Source organism: Pseudomonas sp. UMAB-40 (assembly GCF_900095275.1).
Lineage (GTDB): Bacteria > Pseudomonadota > Gammaproteobacteria > Pseudomonadales > Pseudomonadaceae > Aquipseudomonas > Aquipseudomonas mandelii_B.
This window is the reverse complement of sequence record NZ_LT607562.1, coordinates 44,600-62,280: the sequence shown is the minus strand read 5'-3', so window position 1 is coordinate 62,280 and position 17,681 is coordinate 44,600. Positions and strand designations below refer to the sequence as shown.

The window sequence follows — 17,681 nt, the reverse complement described above, 5'->3', positions numbered from 1 at the left end:
AACATGGTGCTGCTGACCCGCCAGGAAGACGGCCTGATTACCGAAGCCAACCAGTATTTCGAAAGCCTGTTCGGCTGGCCAGTGCAGGACGCGATTGGCCGAACCACCGTCGAACTGGGCCTCTGGGTGCACCCTGAACAACGGGACATGCTGGTCAAGGCAACCAAGGCCAAGGGCGAATTGACCAGCATGGAGGTGCAGTTCCGCGCCAGCAATGGCCAGATCCACGATGGCATCCTTAGCGCACAAAAGGTCGAACTCGAAGGCCAGCCGTACCTGCTGAGCACTTTCCTCGACACCACGGAACGCAAAGCCGCCGAACACGCGCTGAAAGACAGCCAGGAACGCCTCGACCTGGCACTGGATTCGGCGCAACTCGGCACCTGGGACTGGCACATCCCCAGCGGTATGTTGTACGGCTCGGCGCGGGCTGCGCAGTTGCACGGACTGGAAGCCAAACCCTTCCATGAGTCCTTCGACGCGTTTTTCGAAGGTGTGCCCGACGAAGAGCGCGGCAGCATGCGCGACGCTTACCGCAGCCTGCGCGAAGGGCCGGCCGGCAATTATCAGCTGACCTACCGCGTGCAGCTACCGGACGGCAGTTCACGCTACCTGGAAAGCCGCGCCCGCCTCTACCGCGATGAAAACGGCACCCCGCTGCGCATGGCCGGCACCTTGCTGGACATCACCGATCAAGTGGAGCGCGAACAACGGCTGGTGGCCTCCGAAGAGAAATTCGCCACGCTGTTCCAGGTCAGCCCGGACCCGATCTGCGTGACCCGCCAGGACACGGGCCAGTTCATCGAGATCAACTCCAGCTTTACCCAGACCTTTGGCTGGAGCGCCGCCGAAGTGATTGACCGCCGCGCCGACGAAATCGGGCTGTGGGACTCGTCAGCGAAAAGCCTGCAACGGATCGAACAAGTCATCCGCGAACAGGGACTGAACAATGTCGCGATCGTCGCCCAGCACAAAGACGGGCAGTCCCTGACCTGCGTAATTTCCAGCCGGCAGATCAACGTCGGCGACCAACCGTGCATCGTCACGACCTTGCGCGACATCACCCAGCAGCAACGCTCCGAAGCGGCACTCAAGGCCAGCGAAGAGAAGTTTGCCAAGGCGTTTCACTCAAGCCCCGATGCGATCACCATCACCGAGCGCGACACCGGGCGCTATCTGGAGGTCAACGATGGGTTCTGCCGACTGACCGGCTACCGCGCCGACGAAGTAGTGGGCCGCACGGTGTATCAGGTCGGCATCTGGGCTGAAGAAAAACAACGCTCGGCGCTGCTGGCCGAGCTGCAGCTCAAGGGCCGGGTGCACCATCAGGAAATGCTTGGCCGCAATAAGCGCGGCGAACTGTTGACCGTCGAAGTCTCGGTGGAGCCGATCACCCTCAACGAGACGGCGTGCCTGCTGCTGACTGCCCGGGACGTCAGCCTGCTGAAAAACGCCGAAGCGCAGATCCGTCACCTGGCCTACCACGACCCGCTGACCAACCTGCCGAACCGCGCACTGTTGATGGATCGCCTGAGCCAGCAGATCGCCCTGCTCAAGCGCCACAACCTGCGCGGTGCGCTGCTGTTCCTGGACCTCGATCATTTCAAGCACATCAACGATTCCCTCGGTCACCCAGTGGGCGACACGGTGTTGAAAATCATCACGGCTCGCCTTGAAGCCAGCGTGCGCATGGAAGACACCGTCGCGCGCCTGGGAGGCGACGAATTTGTGGTGCTGCTCAGTGGCCTTGAGGGCTCGCGCAACGAAGTCAGCGCTCAGGTTCGGGAGTTGGCGGACACGTTGCGTGAACTGTTGTCGGAGCCGATGTTCCTCGACGGCCAGCGCCTGCAAGTAACGCCGAGCATCGGCATCGCGCTGATTCCCGACCACGGTTCGACCCCGACCGACCTGCTCAAACGCGCCGACATTGCGCTTTACCGCGCCAAGGATTCGGGTCGCAACACCACGCAGATGTATCACAACACCATGCAGAAGGCCGCCAGCGAGCGCTTGCGCATGGAAACCGACCTGCGCCTGGCCCTTTCCCGGGGCGAGTTTCATGTGCATTACCAACCCCAGGTCGACGCCCGAGGCAACCGCATTGTCGGCGCCGAAGCGCTGGTGCGCTGGGACCACCCGGAACTCGGCCCGCAATCGCCCACCGAGTTCATCAAGGTGCTGGAGGACAGCGGGCTGATTCTGGAAGTGGGCACCTGGATCATCGACGAAGCCTGTGGGGCCTTCAAAAAGCTGGTTGCCAAAGGCCTCGTGAACCCGCTCAGCTTCAGCCTGTGCGTCAACATCAGCCCGAGGCAATTTCGTCAAAACGACTTCGTCGAACGCATCGAACACAGCCTCAGCAGCCACGGCCTGCGCTGCTCGCTGCTGAAACTGGAAATCACCGAAGGCATCGTCATCCAGAATCTGGAAGACACCATCAACAAAATGCGTCGCCTGAAAAAACTCGGCGTGAGCTTTGCGATGGACGACTTCGGCACCGGCTACTCCTCGCTGACCTACCTCAAGCGCCTGCCGGTCGACACACTAAAAATCGATCAGTCGTTCATCCGCGATGCCACCACCGACCCCAACGACGCCGAAATCATCCGCGCCATCGTCGCCATGGCACGCAGCCTGGAACTGAAAGTGATCGCCGAAGGGGTGGAAACGGCGGAGCAGCTGGAGTTTTTGCAGGGGCTGGGGTGCCATTTTTATCAGGGGTATTTGCACAGTCGGCCGTTGCCGGTGGAGGAATTCCAGAAACTCCTGAAATAACGCGCTTCCTGTAGCAGCTGCCGAGCAGCCTCGCGCTGCTCGGCAGCTGCTACAAATCGGTGAATGATTGCTGACAAAAAAAAGGGCGCCGAATGGCGCCCTTCTTATTGCTCTGATTTGTTACTGCAGAGCGGGTTTTTGCGTCCCGTTGATCGGGATGCGTTTGGCTTTTGCCTCTTCCGGCACGATGCGCACCAGGTCAATACTCAACAGACCGTTACGCAAGTCGGCAGCCTTGATCTCGATGTGATCGGCCAGGCGGAACAACAGCTTGAACGCACGCTGGGCGATGCCTTGATGCAGGAAGGTCACGCCTTCAGTACCGTCGCGTTTGCCGCCACTGATAGTCAGCACACCCTTCTCGACTTGCAGATCCAGGTCTTCTTCCTGGAAACCGGCTGCCGCCACGACGATGCGGTATTGGTCATCACCGTGTTTTTCAACGTTGTAGGGTGGGTAGGTGCTGCCTGGCTCGTTACGCAGGGCGGTTTCGAACAGGTCGTTGAAACGGTCGAAGCCTACCGAGGAACGGAACAGTGGGGCCAGGGAAAATGCAGTAGTCATGGTTCAAATCTCCTGAAAACAATCAGCAAGGTTTTTTGTCTCCGCGACCCGAATTCGGCATCGCGTAATCCCTAAATAGGGATCGCCGATTGCTTTTCAAGAGATTATTTTCAGATTTTTTTGAGTTTTTTCTCAGGCCGCTTCCGACACCTGTAGCCCCAACAAACGCGAGACTTGATCCAGTTCGGTTTCCCGGCGCAGGACAGTGAACAGCTCCACCGCCTCTGGATAATTGCGGGTCAGCATCGCCAGCCATTGCTTCAAACGACCCGGCGATTGGCGTGCTGTCATCTGAGCCTTGGCCTGCAGCCAGAAGTCCTGGATCAGTGGCAACAACTCGGCCCACGTCATCTCGACCACTGCTTCACCGGCCCGCGCCGCTGCGATTTGCCGGGCCAGGTCCGGGCGCGACACCAGGCCGCGACCGAGCATGATGTCTTCCACGCCGCTGATTTCGCGGCAACGGCGCCAGTCTTCAACGCTCCAGATATCGCCATTGGCGAACACCGGAACCTTGACCACCTCCTGCACGCGAGGGATCCATTCCCAATGCGCAGGCGGCTTGTAACCGTCGGTTTTGGTCCGTGCGTGAACCACGATGTGCGCCGCGCCGCCTTCGGCCAAGGCCGTTGCGCACACCAGCGAACCGTCCGGGCTGTCAAAACCCAGGCGCATTTTTGCGGTGACCGGAATGTGCGCGGGTACAGCGCGACGGACGTGTTCAACGATTTCGTTGAGCAATTCAGGCTCTTTAAGCAGGACGGCGCCGCCACGGGACTTGTTGACGGTCTTGGCCGGGCAGCCGAAGTTCAGGTCGATGACCTCGGAACCCAGCTCGCAGGCCAGCGCGGCGTTTTCAGCCAGACACACCGGATCGGAACCGAGCAACTGCACCCGCAGCGGCACGCCGGACGCGGTGCGGGCGCCGGTCAATAATTCCGGGCCGAATTTGTGGTAATAGGCAGGCGTGAGCAGTTGATCGTTGATCCGAATGAACTCGGTCACGCACCAATCGATACCGCCCACACGGGTCAGCACGTCCCGCAGGATGTTGTCGACCAACCCCTCCATGGGCGCCAAAGCAATTTGCATGAAAAACACACTCGACGAGAAACGTGCGGCAGTTTACTGGATTCTCTGTCGAAAGACTTGCATCTGCCTCTGTGGCGAGGGAGCTTGCTCCCGTTAGAGTGCGAAGCACTCTTCATTGCGACGGACCGCTTCGCGCTCCAGCGGGAGCAAGCTCCCTCGCCACAGGATCGCGTCAACTTGGAACTTGCAACGCCGCACCGTAGCCTTCGATGAACTCGGCGGGCATGCGCTTGGGCCTGCCGGTGGACAGCTCGATGCAAACGAAGGTGGTTTGCGCGCGCAGCAACGTGGTGTTGTCGCTGGGGCGCTTCAACTGGAAGTGGCGGGTCATTTTCAGGCGCTGATCCCAATCGACAATCCAGGTCGCCAATTGCAATTCATCGCCCTCATAGGCGGCGGCCAGATAATCGATCTCGTGCCGAACCACCGCCATCGCCCGATCCAGCCGCCGATACTCGACAAGGTCCAGACCCAACCGCTGCGAGTGGCGCCAGGCACAGCGTTCGAGCCAGGTCACGTACACCGCGTTGTTCGCGTGCCCCAGCCCGTCGATGTCCTCGGCGCCGACTTCCAGATCAATGATAAATGGCGTTGCCCGATCCCAGCCCATGCCCCACTCCCGGTCAGATGATGTCGACCGGGGCAGTGTAACGGATGCTCAGGCCGATTGGCGCGATTGCAGGCTGCGACCGGCCAGCAGTGATAACACGCCATCAATCACCCGAGGATCGGCCAGCACGCGTTGATGCCCGCCCTCCTCCAGGCGTAACAGCCGGCTGTCGAACCAGGCCTCGTTGATCAACTGGGATTCCTTGACCGAGACGAAGTTGTCATCTTCGGCATGGACGATCAGGCCGGGCATGTCGAGCTGGTAGTGCGCAACATCCAGCGTTGCAGCGCGCATACCGACGTCTTTCTCGACCTGGCGAATAAACGCCGAACGCGCTTTGGGCGGCAGCCGCACATAACGGGCAAAACCGCGCAGCACCCCGAGAATCCGCGCCGGTGCGGCGATGGTGACCAGGGTTTCGGTGCGCAAGCCCAACTGCACGGCGAGCATCGCACTGGCGCCGCCCATGGAGTGGCCAATGACAGCTTGCAGCGGCGGCAACTCGGCGGCCGCTTCGAGCATGGCCCGGGCAAACAGCACGACATTCGCTTCGCTGCCCGGTGAGCGACCATGCGCCGGACCGTCCAGCGCAACGACCGTGTAGCCGGCATCGACCAGCGCTGTGATGAGACTCGCAAACTGCGTCGGCCGCCCTTCCCAACCGTGCATCAGCAGCACGGTCGGACCTTGCCCCCAGCGCAGCGCCGAGAGGCCGAAGCGTAAGGTGATCCGTTCGGATTTCGCCAGCAGCGGCAATTCCCAGTCACGCGGTGGCAGCTCTCGCGGCGTCATGAACGCCAGTCGCATTTTGCTCGCGACCAGTTTCGGTGCAAACCAGCCCAAGGTGCCATTAACGCCACGAACCCACTTCAACGTGCTCATCGCTCTCACTCCTCAGGCCAATGCCTTCAGGTCATAGCACCGCCGACTTGGCAGCGCGCAGCAATCGATCGGACAACTCTCCAGGCCCCAGCGCCCGCGCCAGAGCCAGACCACCGACCATCAAGGCCATGTCGGCCAAGGCTTTGTCGGTGTCTTCCGGGCTGGCCGCCAACTGCGCGACCATCATTTCCACATGCTCATTGAGCGCCACGCGAAACGCGTCCGGCAGGCGCCCCAACTCACCGACAGACGCCGGGATCGGGCACGCGGAATCCGAGGAATCACGGTGTTTGCGTGACAGGTAAAACGCAGCCACCAACGCGCGACGCTCTTCGCCGGTCAGTTCGGCGTCCATGTCGGCGATCAAGCCACGGCGGTGACCGAGCAGTTGCTTGAACGCTTCCAGCATCATCGCGTCCTTGCTTTCGAAGTGCGCATAGAAGCCGCCAACCGTCAGGCCGGCTGCGCCCATCACTTCGCCCACGCTCGGTTCGGCCGGGCCGCGCTGAATCAGCGCTGCGCTGGCGGCCTTGAGAATGCGTTCGCGGGTTTGAGCTTTTTTATCGTTCATCGTTGCCTCCGAATATTACGACTAGAATATTATTCTCATAATAATTTTCCGCAAGTCGTGGATGTGACCGCTGGTCTGAAGAACAGTTTGAAAGAAATGGGGGATTTGGCCAAACGCCAGACAAACAAAAGGGCCATTCAATAATTGAATGACCCTTATAAAATCCCGCAGAGCGGGTAATCGTGGCGTCCCCTAGGGGACTCGAACCCCTGTTACCGCCGTGAAAGGGCGGTGTCCTAGGCCACTAGACGAAGGGGACGCAAAACCTTCTATACAACTGATCAGTGCTGAGAGCTGATCGATTCAAGGCCGGTGTGGCCAGACCTTGAACTGTAAAATTGGTGGAGCTAAACGGGATCGAACCGTTGACCTCTTGCATGCCATGCAAGCGCTCTCCCAGCTGAGCTATAGCCCCGATTTATCGCCTGGCGGCGGAGCAGCATCTTGCGACACTGCTTCTGTAAAACTGGCGTCCCCTAGGGGACTCGAACCCCTGTTACCGCCGTGAAAGGGCGGTGTCCTAGGCCACTAGACGAAGGGGACGCAAACCCTTCTATACAACAGATCAACACTGAGTGTTGATCGCTTCAAGGCCGGTGTGGCCAGACCTTGAAGTGTAAATTGGTGGAGCTAGACGGGATCGAACCGTCGACCTCTTGCATGCCATGCAAGCGCTCTCCCAGCTGAGCTATAGCCCCTCATCGCTGAGGACGGGGCGAATCTTAATGGCGCTTCGGAAAGCTGTCAAACTTATTTTTAAAATATTTCAAAGTTTTTTGCCGACATAACAATCACTTACCGCCAAACCCCGTAAATCCGAGGCCGTATCCGTTCCTGTAGCAGCTGCCGCAGGCTGCGTTCGAGTGCGCAGCACTCGCGATTCAGCCACCCTGCCCTTTCAGACAGATTGTGTTGCTGCCATAAGGGGCTGCTGCGCAGCCCAACGCAGCCTGCGGCAGCTGCTACAGAGAACAGTGGGAATCAGGCGATATTGCCCAAGAGTTTTTCCCACTCCTTGTTTTCCTTCTTCGACACGCCGCCCAGCAGGTCGATCGCCTGGCGCAGACGGAAACGCGTCAGGTCCGGGCCGAGGATTTCCATCGCATCGAGCACCGACACCGAACTGGCCTGGCCAGTGATCGCGGCGAACATCAGCGGCATGGCGTCACGCAGCTTCAGTTCCAGGGATTCGACCACAGCCTGAATCGTCGCAGTGATGCTGTCTTTCTCCCACTGGCGCAGGCTTTCCAGCTTCCACAGAATCAGTTGCATCAGCTGACGCACCTGGTCGCCCGAGAGCTTCTTCGATTCGAACAGCTTGGCATCCGGGTTCACGCCACCGGCAAAGAAGAAACCGGCCAGCGGTGCAACCTGGCTGAAGGTCTCGACGCGACCCTGCACGTGCGGCGCAATCTTCATCATGTATTCAGGGTTGAGAGCCCAGGTTTGCAGGCGCGAAGCGAACTCTTCCACCGGCAAATCACGCAGCCATTGGCCGTTGAGCCACGACAGTTTCTCGACGTCGAAAATCGGCCCGCCTAGGGACACACGGCTCAGGTCGAAGTTGTCGACCATTTCCTGCAGCGAGAACTTTTCACGCTCGTCCGGCATCGACCAGCCCATGCGGCCGAGGTAGTTGAGCATCGCTTCCGGCATGAAGCCCATGCGCTCGTAGAACGTCACCGAGGTCGGGTTCTTGCGCTTGGACAGCTTGCTCTTGTCCGGGTTACGCAGCAGCGGCATGTAGCACAGCTCAGGCTGTTCCCAGCCGAAATACTCGTAAAGCAGGATCAGTTTCGGCGCCGATGGCAGCCACTCTTCACCGCGCAGAACGTGGGTAATGCCCATCAAGTGGTCGTCGACCACGTTGGCCAGGAAGTACGTCGGCAGGCCGTCGGTCTTCATCAACACTTGCATGTCCATGCGATCCCACGGGATCTCGACGTCGCCTCGCAGCATGTCCGGCACCACGCAAACGCCTTCGCTCGGCACTTTCATGCGGATCACATGAGGCTCGCCAGCGGCCAGGCGGCGGGCGACTTCTTCTTTCGAGAGCAACAGCGCACGGCCGTCATAACGCGGGGTTTCGCCACGAGCCATTTGCTCGGCGCGCATCTGGTCCAGCTCTTCGGCGGTGCAGAAGCACGGGAAGGCGTGGCCCATCTCGACCAGCTGCTGGCAGTACTTCTGATAAATGTCGCCGCGTTCGCTTTGACGATACGGACCGTGCGGGCCGCCAACGTCCGGCCCTTCGCTCCAGTCGATGCCCAACCAGCGCAAGGCGTCGAAAATCTGCTGTTCGGACTCGCGGGTCGAGCGCAATTGGTCGGTGTCTTCGATCCGCAGGATGAACTCACCGCCATGCTGCTTGGCAAAGCAGTAGTTGAACAAAGCGATGTAAGCGGTACCTACGTGGGGGTCCCCGGTAGGCGATGGCGCGATGCGCGTGCGGACGGTGGTCATGGCAAGTCTCGAAATGAAGATAAAACAAAGGGCGAATGGTAACAGGCGATACCCGCCCGGCTCCAGTCAGCAGGGCATTTAAGCCAAGGTTGCGTCTACAACGGGCCTGAGCCGCGATGAATGATCGATTATCAGCCGATGGCATTTACCCACTATCGACTGTATGCCAGATTCACCTGCTGATAACTTTCCTTACAATTTCTCGACTACAGTCTGCCCCATGCCTGCCCAACTCAAGCGACGCCTGTTTATTTTCCTGCTGATCGTCCTGCTGATTGCCGGGGGCTTCTTCGCCCAATGGTTCTTCAAGGGGCGGTTTTATGAAAGCACCGACAACGCCTATGTCCAGGGCGAGATCACCCGTGTCTCAAGCCAATTGGGCGCGCGCATCGAACAGGTGCTGGTGCAGGACAATCAGCACGTCGAGAAAGGCCAGTTGCTGATCAAGCTCGAAGGCGATGACTTCCACCTCGCCGTCGACCGCGCCAATGCCACCCTTGCTACCCGACAGGCCGAACGTTTACAGGCGCAAAGCAAACTGACCCAGCAAGCCAGCCTGATCACCGCCAGCGAGGCGCAAGTCGCCTCCAGCCAGGCCAGCCTTGGACGTTCGCAGATCGACTTGTCCCGCGCGCAAACCCTGCGCAAACCCGGCTACGTCTCGGAGGAACGGGTGACCACCCTCTCCGCCGACAACCACATCGCCCGCTCGCAAGTGACCAAGGCCCAGGCCGACGCACAAAGTCAGCGCCAGCAAGTCAACTCCCTGAGCGCCGAGATCAAGCGCCTCGACGCGATGATCGCCAACGCCAAGACCGACCTCGCCCAGGCCGAACTGAACCTGACCCGCAGCGAAATCCACGCGCCGATCAGCGGCCTGATCGGCCAGCGCGCGGCTCGCCAAGGCCAATACGTGCAGGCCGGCGCTTATCTGCTGTCGATCGTCCCGGATCAGGACATCTGGATTCAAGCCAACTTCAAGGAAACCCAGATCGGCCACATGCAGCCCGGCCAGAACGCCACGCTGACCTTCGACGCCTACAGCGACACACCGATCAATGCACGGGTCGACAGCCTGTTCGCAGCCTCGGGCGCACAGTTCAGCCTGTTGCCGCCGGACAATGCCACGGGCAACTTCACCAAAGTCGTGCAACGGATTCCAGTCAAACTGACGTTCGCGGCGGACAACCCGCTGCACGGCAAGATTCGCCCGGGGATGTCGGTCACCGCCAAAGTGAACATCAAAGACGCCCCTGACGATGGCCGGTGATCAACTGATCCGCCCGGTCGGCGAACCGACCCGCAAAGACTGGATTGCAGTGATGAGCGTGATGCTCGGCGCCTTCATGGCCGTGCTGGATATCCAGATCACCAACTCGTCGCTCAAGGACATTCAGGGCGCATTGTCGGCGACCCTGGAAGAAGGCTCGTGGATTTCCACTTCGTATCTGGTGGCGGAAATCATCATGATCCCGCTGACCGCGTGGCTGGTGCAGCTGCTGTCGGCGCGACGACTGGCAGTCTGGGTCTCATTGGGATTTCTCGCCGCCTCGCTGCTCTGCTCCATGGCCTGGAGCCTGGAGAGCATGATCATCTTTCGGGCGTTACAAGGATTCACCGGCGGCGCGCTGATTCCGCTGGCGTTCACCCTCACGCTGATCAAACTCCCGGAACACCACCGCGCCAAAGGCATGGCGATGTTCGCCATGACCGCGACGTTCGCGCCCTCCATCGGCCCAACGCTGGGCGGCTGGCTGACGGAAAACTGGGGCTGGGAATACATTTTCTATATCAACATACCGCCCGGCCTGATCATGATCGCCGGCCTGATGTACGGCCTGGAGAAAAAAGAAGCGCACTGGGAACTGCTCAAAAGCACCGACTACATGGGCATCCTTACGCTCGGCGTCGGCCTCGGTTGTTTGCAGGTGTTTCTGGAAGAAGGCCACCGCAAGGACTGGCTCGAGTCGAACCTGATTGTGACCCTGGGCAGTATCGCGCTGGTCAGCCTGATCACCTTTGTAATCGTGCAGTTTTCCAAGCCCAATCCGCTGATCAACCTCAGCATCCTGGGTAATCGCAACTTCGGCTTATCGAGTATTTCCAGCCTCGGGATGGGCGTCGGCTTGTACGGCTCGATCTTCCTGTTGCCGCTGTACCTGGCGCAGATCCAGAACTACAACGCCCTGCAGATCGGTGAAGTGATCATGTGGATGGGCTTGCCGCAGCTGTTTCTGATTCCGCTGGTGCCGAAGCTGATGAAATACGTGTCGCCGAAATGGCTGTGCACGCTGGGCTTCGGGCTATTCGGGTTGGCGAGTTTTTCGTCGGGGGTGCTGAACCCGGACTTTGCCGGGCCGCAGTTCAATCAGATCCAGATCATCCGGGCGTTGGGCCAGCCCCTGATCATGGTGACCATCTCACTGATCGCCACCGCTTACATCCTGCCGCAGGATGCGGGGTCGGCGTCGAGCCTGTTCAACATCCTGCGCAACCTCGGCGGCGCGATCGGCATCGCCCTCCTCGCCACGTTGTTGGATGCGCGGACCAAGACGTATTTTGATTATTTGCGTGAATCCATCGTACCGAGCAATCCGCAGGTGGCGGAGCGAATGGCGTCGATGACGGACCGGTTTGGCAGTGAGACGGCGGCGCTGGGCAAGCTGAGCGAGATTGCGCATCAGCAGGCCTCAATCATGGCGTACAACGATGCGTTTCACTTTGTCGGGATTGCGCTGGGGATCAGCATGATTGCGGTGTTGCTGACCAAGGCGTTGCCGGCGGGGCTCAAGGCTGGCGAGGCGCATTGATTTCGACATACACGAACCTGTGGCGAGGGGGCTTGCCCCCGCTCGGCTGCGAAGCAGTCGTAAAAAACGCTAGCGATATAAACCTGACACATCACGGCGTCAGGTTTTAGGGCCGCTGCGCAGCCCAACGGGGGCAAGCCCCCTCGCCACAGGTACAGCGTTTCGCCATCAAACCGTAATCAACCGATCCCGCAACTTGCCAATCTCATCGCGCATCTGCGCCGCCGCTTCAAACTCCAGATCCCGCGCCAGTGCGTACATCTTCTCTTCCAACGCTTTAATGCGCTTGGCGATCTCGCCCGGCGAACGCAATTCGGCTTCGTACTTGGCGCTTTCCTCGGCGGCCTTGGCCATGCCTTTGCGCTTCTTGCTGCGCGAACCCGGCACGGTGGCGCCTTCCATGATGTCGGCCACGTCCTTGAACACGCCTTTGGGCGTGATGCCGTTGGCCAGGTTGAAGGCGATCTGCTTGTCGCGGCGACGCTCGGTTTCGCCGATCGCCCGCTCCATGGAACCGGTGATGCGATCCGCATAGAGAATCGCCCGACCATTGAGGTTACGTGCCGCCCGGCCAATGGTCTGGATCAGCGAACGCTCGGAACGCAGGAAACCTTCCTTGTCCGCATCGAGAATCGCCACCAGCGACACTTCCGGCATGTCCAGACCTTCGCGCAGCAGGTTGATCCCCACCAGCACATCGAAGGTGCCCAGGCGCAGATCGCGGATGATTTCGACCCGCTCCACGGTGTCGATGTCCGAGTGCAGGTAACGCACGCGCACGCCGTGGTCGGCCAGGTAATCGGTCAAGTCTTCGGACATGCGCTTGGTCAGCGTAGTCACCAGCACCCGCTCTTCCAGCGCCACACGCTTACCAATTTCCGAGAGCAAATCGTCGACCTGGGTCAGTGCCGGGCGGATTTCGATCTGCGGGTCCACCAGGCCGGTTGGACGGACCAGTTGCTCGACCACGCGACCGGCATGTTCCGCCTCGTAATTGCCCGGCGTGGCCGAGACAAAGATCGTCTGCGGACTGATGTTTTCGAACTCGTCGAAGCGCATCGGCCGGTTATCCAGCGCTGACGGCAAGCGGAAGCCGTATTCCACCAGCGTCTCTTTACGGGAGCGGTCGCCCTTATACATGGCACCGACCTGCGGCACGCTGACGTGGGATTCGTCGATCACCAGCAAGGCGTCGGCCGGCAGGTAGTCGAACAAGGTCGGCGGCGCCTGGCCGGATTCACGGCCCGACAAGTAGCGCGAGTAGTTTTCGATGCCGTTGCAGTAACCCAGTTCGAGAATCATCTCCAGGTCGAAACGGGTGCGCTGCTCCAGGCGCTGGGCTTCCACCAGTTTGTTGTTGGTTCGCAGGTAATCCAGGCGCTCCTGCAATTCGACCTTGATCCCTTCGACGGCACCCAGCAAGGTTTCTCGCGGGGTCACGTAGTGGCTTTTCGGGTAGAAGGTGAAACGCGGCAACTTGCGGATCACTTCGCCGGTCAGCGGATCGAAAGCCGACAGGCTCTCGACTTCGTCATCGAACAGCTCGATGCGGATCGCTTCGAAGTCGGATTCCGCCGGGTGGATATCGATCACATCGCCGCGCACCCGGAAGGTCGCCCGGGCGAACTCCATGTCGTTGCGGGTGTATTGCAAGTCTGCCAGGCGACGCAGCAACGCACGCTGATCGAGCTTGTCGCCGCGATCCACGTGCAGCACCATTTTCAAATACGTTTCCGGACTGCCCAAACCGTAGATGCACGACACCGTGGTGACGATAATCGCGTCCTTGCGTTCCAGCAGCGCCTTGGTCGCGGACAGCCGCATCTGCTCGATGTGGTCGTTGATCGAGGCGTCTTTCTCGATGAAGGTGTCCGATGACGGCACATAGGCTTCGGGCTGGTAGTAGTCGTAGTAGGAAACGAAGTACTCGACGGCGTTGTTCGGGAAGAACGCCTTGAACTCACCATACAACTGCGCGGCCAGGGTCTTGTTCGGTGCCAGCACCAGGGTCGGACGCTGCACCTGGGCGATCACGTTGGCAATGCTGAAGGTCTTGCCCGAGCCGGTCACACCGAGCAACGTCTGGTGTGCCAGCCCGGCTTCGATGCCCTCGACCATCAGGCGGATGGCTTCCGGCTGATCGCCGGCGGGCTCGAAGCGGGTGACTAGCTGGAATTCAGACATATATACCTCTGATATCGCGCCAGCGCGGTCAAACCGGCAGCAACGAGAAAGGCCGCAAACGACTCACGTCGCCCGAGGAAAAAACTGGATTGTGCTCAATGTGGAGCCGATTGCCTGCGCTTTCAAGGCAAACGTCCTACATCCCTTGAAGTCTTTGATGCCGGCATTCGACTAACGGTCGAAAAATAATCGAAAAAACTTGCCTGAAAAACTGATTCGGCTGTCGCCATCAATCGCAGATGGCCTCTATACTAGCTCCCCGTTTGTGCACCGCTCTAGTGCATTCGGCTGGAGCGCGACACGTCCCTCCACACTCCATTCAGAGCCGCCGCAAAAATGAGCCTGTTCTCCGCTGTCGAAATGGCACCACGCGATCCAATCCTGGGCCTCAACGAAGCATTCAACGCCGATCCACGTACCACCAAGGTCAACCTGGGGGTCGGTGTTTACTGCAACGAGGAGGGGCGAATTCCACTCCTGCGCGCCGTTGTCGAAGCCGAGACGATTCGCGTCGCTCAACACGCGTCCCGTGGCTACTTGCCAATCGACGGCATTGCCGCTTACGACCAGGCTGTGCAGAAACTGCTGTTCGGCAATGACTCGCCACTGATCGCCGCTGGCCGCGTCCTTACCACCCAGGCCGTTGGCGGCACAGGCGCCCTGAAAATCGGCGCCGACTTTCTCAAGCAACTGCTGCCGAACGCCGTCGTGGCGATCAGCGACCCGAGCTGGGAAAACCACCGCGCCCTGTTCGAAACCGCCGGTTTCCCGGTGCAGAACTACCGCTACTACGATGCCGCGACCCATGACGTTAACCGTGCCGGCCTGCTTGAAGACCTGAACGCCCTGCCATCCGGCTCCATCGTTGTACTGCACGCCTGCTGCCACAACCCGACCGGCGTCGACCTGAGCCCGGCAGACTGGAAAAACGTCCTGGACGTGGTCAAAGCCAAGGGTCACGTGCCGTTCCTCGACATGGCCTACCAGGGTTTTGGCGATGGCATCGACGAAGACGCTGCTGCCGTGCGCCTGTTTGCTGAATCGGGCCTGACCTTCTTCGTCTCCAGCTCGTTCTCCAAATCCTTCTCGCTGTACGGCGAGCGCGTTGGCGCCCTGTCGATCGTCAGCGAATCGAAAGAAGAAAGCGCGCGCGTGCTGTCGCAAGTCAAACGCGTGATCCGCACCAACTACTCAAACCCGCCGACCCACGGTGCAAGCATCGTCGCCGCTGTGTTGAACAGCCCGGAACTGCGCGCCCAGTGGGAAGAAGAACTGGCGGAGATGCGCCTGCGGATTCGTGGCATGCGCACCCAGATGGTCGACCTGCTGGCGAAAAACGCGCCCCAGCGTGATTTCAGCTTCGTCGGTCGTCAGCGCGGCATGTTCTCCTACTCCGGCCTGACGGTTGAGCAAGTGACCCGTCTGCGCAGCGAGTTCGGCATCTACGCCCTGGACACCGGCCGCATCTGTGTGGCGGCGCTGAACCAGAGCAACATTGATGCAGTGACCAAGGCCATCGTTGCGGTGATCTGAGCCGTTGCGTGATACGAAAAACGGGAAGCCTTGGGGCTTCCCGTTTTTTATTCGTCGCAGATAATTCTCAAAGCAACGAGCGACCGCTCTAGACTGCACACAGATCAAAGGTGGGAGCGGGCTTGCTCGCGAAGGCGTCGTGTCAGCCAACATCAATGTTGAGTGTTGCACTGCATTCGCGAGCAAGCCCGCTCCCACAGGGATTTGTGTACACCTTGGAAATCTACGAGAAACCACATGAAAAACGATGACCTACGCGCCGACCGTGACGAGCTGGACCATTTCGTCCCTCGCACACCGGCCAAACGCGGTAATAACCTGGTGCTGCAAGTGGCCGCTGGCGTATTTCTCGGTGGCCTGGCCTTGTGGCTGGTGCAACTGGCCGCCACGATGCTGTACGCCAAGCTGATGCTCGCCACGTTCACTTTCGGCGGTTAAGCCAGTTCGGTCGCACGCTGACTGGCGGCATCGTCATAGGCGACGTAGAGCGATTCGGCGACCTGACTCTTGATCGCTTTGGCGCTTTCCAGACCGAGGACGAAGCCTTCAGCCTTGCCGCCCGCACGGTTCAGGTCATCAGCGGTGCTGGCCTGAGTGATTGCATCAAACAGCTTCTCGGCATGCGGGCCGACACCTTTGGGCAAGCTGATCTGAGCGATGCTCATGCGAACACCCCGTTGTTTGGAGAGGTGAGGACTGGGTGATTCATGGCACGTACCTTTTCGGCGAATGGCCGGCAGCGCGTGTAACCACTTCCGGGCGGCCATGGTAGACCTCTGAAGCGATTCTGGTAACCGCCCGGGGTCGATAAACCACCGTCCGTCTCCATGAATCCATCAAGTTGCTAACAGATGCTTGACTTCTCTTTTTGAATCAGTAACATACACGCCATTCCGCGATAGCTCAGTTGGTAGAGCAAGTGACTGTTAATCACTGGGTCCCTGGTTCGAGTCCAGGTCGTGGAGCCAGACAGCAATATCGAAAAGCCCCTGAATCGAAAGGTTCAGGGGCTTTTTTGTGGCCGCTGGAAAAGCAAAAGGCCGATCTGTCTATTCAACAGATCGGCCTGTTTTAGCAGGTGCCGCCGTCAGACATGCTCACCACTTTTAGCATGAGCCGCTCGATGCTCGCTCGAATCATGCGCCGTTTCCACCACCGGAATCTCGTTCCCGTCGCAGTCACGCAGCTTGCCTTCGCTGAAGTAATCCCCTTCACGCAAGGCCGCCAGATCCTGGTAACGCAGAACCCGCTCGGTACCGGCCGCAAACACCGATTGTTGATCCGAGTTACCGGCGGTGAGGTGGTTGAAGGCCAGGTTGAGCACGATGGCCATGATCGCCGAGGAGCTGATGCCCGAGTGGAAGATGGTCGCGAACCAACTTGGGAAGTGGTCGTAGAAGTTCGGTGCTGCGATCGGGATCATGCCGAAACCGATGGAGGTGGCGACAATGATCAGGTTGACGTTGTTGCGGTAATCAACCTTGGACAGCGTGCGGATGCCGCTGGCTGCCACGGTGCCAAACAGCACGATGCCCGCACCACCCAGTACCGAGGTCGGTACTGCGGCGATGACCCGGCCCATGAACGGCAGCAGACCGAGTATCACCAGGAACAAGCCACCGGTGGCGACCACGAAACGACTCTTGATGCCGGTCACGGCCACCAGCCCGACGTTCTGGGCGAAGGCGCTTTGGGTGAAGGAGCCGAAGATCGGCGCGATCATGCTCGACAGCATGTCGGCGCGCAGGCCGTTGCCCAGGCGTTTGGAATCGACCTTGGTGTCGATGATTTCACCGACGGCGAGAATGTCCGCCGAAGTTTCCACCAGGGTCACCATGACCACGATGCACATCGACAGGATCGCGGCAAAGTGGAACGTCGGCATGCCGAAGTGGAACGGCGTCGGGAAGCCAAACATCGGGCCTTGCGTGACGGACGAGAAGTCCGCCATGCCGAGGAACACCGCGATGATCGTGCCGATCACCATGGCCAGCAGGATCGACAAGCGGGAGATGGTCGCGCTGCCGATCTTGCTCAGCAGCAGCACCAGCACCAGCGTCACCGCCGCCAGACCGATGTTGGCCATGCTGCCGAAGTCCGGGGCGTGGCTGTTGCCGCCCATGGCCCAACGCGCGGCCACTGGCATTAGCGTCAAGCCGATGGTGGTGATCACAATGCCCGTCACCAACGGCGGGAA

Annotated in this window: 14 protein-coding genes and 5 tRNA genes; 6 read left to right on the top strand and 13 right to left on the bottom strand. The window is 59.9% G+C overall.

The window, feature by feature from the left end:
- A partial coding sequence (locus K0F88_RS17655) for a bifunctional diguanylate cyclase/phosphodiesterase (RefSeq protein WP_257605272.1) occupies window positions 1-2,775 on the top strand: 2,775 nt, incomplete at its 5' end.
- Between the two features lie 120 nt (window positions 2,776-2,895).
- On the opposite strand, the gene K0F88_RS17650 is transcribed toward K0F88_RS17655, so the two are convergent.
- From K0F88_RS17650 to gltX, 10 genes are all read right to left on the bottom strand, one after another.
- On the bottom strand, window positions 2,896-3,339 hold the full coding sequence (locus K0F88_RS17650; protein ID WP_094471606.1) for an Hsp20 family protein: 444 nt from the start codon (window positions 3,337-3,339) through the stop codon (window positions 2,896-2,898).
- Window positions 3,340-3,471: 132 nt separating this feature from the next.
- On the bottom strand, window positions 3,472-4,431 hold the full coding sequence (locus K0F88_RS17645; RefSeq protein WP_219095870.1) for a tRNA-dihydrouridine synthase: 960 nt from the start codon (window positions 4,429-4,431) through the stop codon (window positions 3,472-3,474).
- A 172-nt stretch (window positions 4,432-4,603) separates the two neighbouring features.
- The gene (locus K0F88_RS17640; protein WP_219095869.1) at window positions 4,604-5,041 is read right to left on the bottom strand and encodes a thioesterase family protein; all 438 of its coding nucleotides are present in this window, start codon (window positions 5,039-5,041) and stop codon (window positions 4,604-4,606) included.
- Window positions 5,042-5,089: 48 nt separating this feature from the next.
- The gene (locus K0F88_RS17635; protein ID WP_219095867.1) at window positions 5,090-5,923 is read right to left on the bottom strand and encodes an alpha/beta fold hydrolase; all 834 of its coding nucleotides are present in this window, start codon (window positions 5,921-5,923) and stop codon (window positions 5,090-5,092) included.
- A gap of 31 nt (window positions 5,924-5,954) precedes the next feature.
- Window positions 5,955-6,494 (bottom strand): TetR/AcrR family transcriptional regulator, encoded by a 540-nt coding sequence (locus K0F88_RS17630; protein WP_008151286.1) that lies wholly within the window; start codon window positions 6,492-6,494, stop codon window positions 5,955-5,957.
- A gap of 183 nt (window positions 6,495-6,677) precedes the next feature.
- Window positions 6,678-6,753, bottom strand: a tRNA-Glu gene (locus K0F88_RS17625).
- Between the two features lie 80 nt (window positions 6,754-6,833).
- Window positions 6,834-6,909 (bottom strand) — tRNA-Ala (locus K0F88_RS17620).
- A gap of 52 nt (window positions 6,910-6,961) precedes the next feature.
- Window positions 6,962-7,037 (bottom strand) — tRNA-Glu (locus K0F88_RS17615).
- A gap of 79 nt (window positions 7,038-7,116) precedes the next feature.
- A tRNA-Ala gene (locus tag K0F88_RS17610) sits at window positions 7,117-7,192 on the bottom strand.
- A 283-nt stretch (window positions 7,193-7,475) separates the two neighbouring features.
- Window positions 7,476-8,957, bottom strand: coding sequence for a glutamate--tRNA ligase (gltX, locus tag K0F88_RS17605; RefSeq protein WP_219095866.1), 1,482 nt, complete (start codon window positions 8,955-8,957; stop codon window positions 7,476-7,478).
- A gap of 220 nt (window positions 8,958-9,177) precedes the next feature.
- Here gltX and K0F88_RS17600 point away from each other — a divergent pair, with 220 nt between their 5' ends.
- Both K0F88_RS17600 and K0F88_RS17595 read left to right on the top strand, forming a co-directional pair.
- Window positions 9,178-10,227, top strand: coding sequence for an HlyD family secretion protein (locus tag K0F88_RS17600; RefSeq protein WP_094471599.1), 1,050 nt, complete (start codon window positions 9,178-9,180; stop codon window positions 10,225-10,227).
- A gap of 49 nt (window positions 10,228-10,276) precedes the next feature.
- A complete protein-coding gene (locus K0F88_RS17595; RefSeq protein WP_176457787.1) occupies window positions 10,277-11,767 on the top strand; it encodes an MDR family MFS transporter in 1,491 nt (496 codons plus the stop codon).
- A gap of 168 nt (window positions 11,768-11,935) precedes the next feature.
- Here K0F88_RS17595 and uvrB read toward each other — a convergent pair whose 3' ends face one another.
- The gene (gene uvrB / locus K0F88_RS17590; RefSeq protein ID WP_219095865.1) at window positions 11,936-13,951 is read right to left on the bottom strand and encodes an excinuclease ABC subunit UvrB; all 2,016 of its coding nucleotides are present in this window, start codon (window positions 13,949-13,951) and stop codon (window positions 11,936-11,938) included.
- Between the two features lie 336 nt (window positions 13,952-14,287).
- On the opposite strand from uvrB, the gene K0F88_RS17585 reads away from it, so the two are divergent.
- Together K0F88_RS17585 and K0F88_RS17580 are read left to right on the top strand one after the other, a co-directional pair.
- Window positions 14,288-15,484: an amino acid aminotransferase gene (locus K0F88_RS17585; protein WP_219095864.1), complete on the top strand. Its 1,197-nt coding sequence runs from the start codon at window positions 14,288-14,290 to the stop codon at window positions 15,482-15,484.
- Between the two features lie 237 nt (window positions 15,485-15,721).
- Complete coding sequence (locus K0F88_RS17580; RefSeq protein WP_094471595.1) at window positions 15,722-15,922, top strand: hypothetical protein; 201 nt, start codon at window positions 15,722-15,724, stop codon at window positions 15,920-15,922.
- On the opposite strand, the gene K0F88_RS17575 is transcribed toward K0F88_RS17580, so the two are convergent.
- The gene (locus tag K0F88_RS17575) at window positions 15,919-16,149 is read right to left on the bottom strand and encodes a hypothetical protein (protein WP_010456061.1); all 231 of its coding nucleotides are present in this window, start codon (window positions 16,147-16,149) and stop codon (window positions 15,919-15,921) included. The genes K0F88_RS17580 and K0F88_RS17575 overlap by 4 nt on opposite strands.
- A 227-nt stretch (window positions 16,150-16,376) precedes the next feature.
- Here K0F88_RS17575 and K0F88_RS17570 point away from each other — a divergent pair.
- Window positions 16,377-16,452 (top strand) — tRNA-Asn (locus tag K0F88_RS17570).
- Between the two features lie 119 nt (window positions 16,453-16,571).
- On the opposite strand, the gene K0F88_RS17565 is transcribed toward K0F88_RS17570, so the two are convergent.
- On the bottom strand, window positions 16,572-17,681 hold a 1,110-nt coding region (locus K0F88_RS17565), incomplete at its 5' end, for a nucleobase:cation symporter-2 family protein (RefSeq protein ID WP_257605269.1).